The 2,147-nt window shown below is 68.3% G+C and carries 2 protein-coding genes; both read left to right on the top strand.

Translation table 11 applies throughout. The annotated features are described in order from the left end of the window. Positions 1–1,990, top strand: a 1,990-nt coding sequence (locus AB0L97_RS38570) for a beta-ketoacyl reductase (RefSeq protein ID WP_364440005.1), incomplete at its 5' end; no start/stop codon positions are given. Beyond that, positions 1,990–2,147, top strand: a 158-nt coding sequence (locus AB0L97_RS38565; RefSeq protein ID WP_364440007.1) for a beta-ketoacyl synthase N-terminal-like domain-containing protein, incomplete at its 3' end; no start/stop codon positions are given. The genes AB0L97_RS38570 and AB0L97_RS38565, both read left to right, overlap by 1 nt.

Genomic DNA, 2,147 nt, shown 5'->3' with positions numbered 1-2,147 from the left:
CACCACCCCCAACTTGACCACATACCACCCCAACCACCACCGAATACCCCTACCCACCTACCCCTTCCAACAACACACCCACTGGCTCACCAAACGGGAACCCGCCCCCGGCACCACATGGCGAACCGACATCGGAGACTGGTTCTACGCCCCGGCGTGGCAACGGTCCGCGCTGCCTGCCGAACGGGTTCCGGAGCATGCCGAGCACTGGTTGGTATTCGCCGATGATCTCGGGGTCGGTGAGGCGGTGGCACAGCGGCTCCGGGACGGCGGCGCCGCGGTCACGATCGTGCGCGCGGCCGAGGGCTGGTCGGCGCCGGCCCGAGACGCCTATACGGTCCACCCCACTCGGTTCGTCGACTACGAGCGGCTGTTCACCGCGTTGAGCGATAGACCGCCCACCCGTTTCGTGCACTGCTGGACCGTCACCACCGTCGAGAGCTCACCGCCGGACGACCATCAGCTGGGTTTCGTCAGCCTGCTCCGGCTCGGACAGGTGCTCACCCGCGCGAACGGCACCACACCGCGCAGGTTGTGGGTGTTCAGCAGCGGCTTGCATGATGTCGTGGGCACGGAGTCACTTTCGCCCGCGAAGGCCACCCTGCTCGGACCGAGCCGAGTGCTGCCCCGCGAGCTGCCCGGCCTGCGCTGCCACAGCGTCGACCTCGACTACCACGCGGCACCCGGCACCGCGCAGCTCGACCGGCTGATGGCGGAGTTGTCCGCCGAACCTGGCGGTACGGACACCATCGCCCACCGCGGACCCCACCGCTGGACCCAGCATTACGTGCCCCGCCCATTGCCCATCCCCGCACTGCGACCCGTAATACGCAGCGGCGGCGTCTATCTCATCACCGGTGGCACCGGCGGCCTCGGCCTCGCCCTGGCTGGCCACCTTGCGCACGCTGGTGCCCGCCTCGTGCTGACGGCGCGGACGGCACTACCGCCCGTGCACGAATGGGATGGCTGGCTCACCGAGCACACGACCGGACCGGTCGCCGACACTGTGCGTACCCTGGCCCGATTGCGCGACCTTGGCGCCGAATTGCTCGTAGTACGAGCAGATGTCGGCGATCACGCGGCGATGCGCTCCGCCATCGAGCAGGCGGTCGGATGCTGGGGCGCCATCGACGGGGTCTTCCATGCGGCGGGCATCGCGGGAGGCGGACTCATCCAACTTAAGGAGTTGTCGACGGCCGAGGCGGTGTTACGCCCGAAGGTGCTCGGCACGCTCGTGCTGGAGGAGGTCTTGGCCGAGCAGGACCTCGACTTCCTCGTGCTGTTCGGCTCCAACGGCGCGAACGTCGGCAGCGCCGGACAGGTGGACTACTGTGCCGCGAACTGTTTCCTGGATGCCTTCGCCCAGGACCGTGGCCGGCGACAGCGGGTGATCACGATCGACTGGGGCCCGTGGAAAGACGTCGGAATGACGAGGACCACCTCCTTGCCACCGGTACTGGAACAGGCCAGGCGCACCGAGGTGGACCGGCGCGGGATGTCGGTCGGCGAGGGATTGCGCGCCCTCGATGCGATCCTGGCCTCGGCAGGCGAGGCGCAGATCATCGTCTCCCCTACCGATCCTGTGGAATTGATCGCGACGGCGCTGACGGTAGACCACGACGCGGAACCCGCTGCCACCACGCATATCCCGGTGCCCCCACCCGAGGTTCCGGTCGGTGACGCCGAGCGCGTCATCCGTGAGGTGTGGGAAGACCTCCTTGGGCTCGACCGCGTCGGCACCCAGGACAGCTTCTTCGATCTCGGCGGCAATTCGCTCATCGCCATCCAGCTGATCCGGCGGATCAACACGCGGCTGAGCGCACGGCTGACCGTCAGCGACCTCTGGGAGTGCCCGACCGTCGCGCATCTGGCAGGCCGCGTCCGGCCGCCGCAACTCGAACCGGCCGCGGACGTGGCGGGCAAACGCCGGGAGAGCCTGCGCAAGCGACACGAACACCAGCAACGACGCCGTGCGGCAAGGAGCAAGTGATGGCGGAGACCGAGTCCGACGCCACGTCAGCCGGGGTGGCGATCATCGGGATGGCCGGGCGGTTCCCCGGCGCCCGCAGCACCACCGAATACTGGCACAACCTCTACCACGGCATCGAATCCATCACCCCACTCACCGACCACCAACTCCACACCGC

It is taken from the genome of Nocardia sp. NPDC051911, assembly GCF_040681035.1.
In the GTDB taxonomy this organism is placed as follows: domain Bacteria; phylum Actinomycetota; class Actinomycetes; order Mycobacteriales; family Mycobacteriaceae; genus Nocardia; species Nocardia sichangensis.
This window is presented reverse-complemented; position numbering and strand designations above follow the sequence as displayed.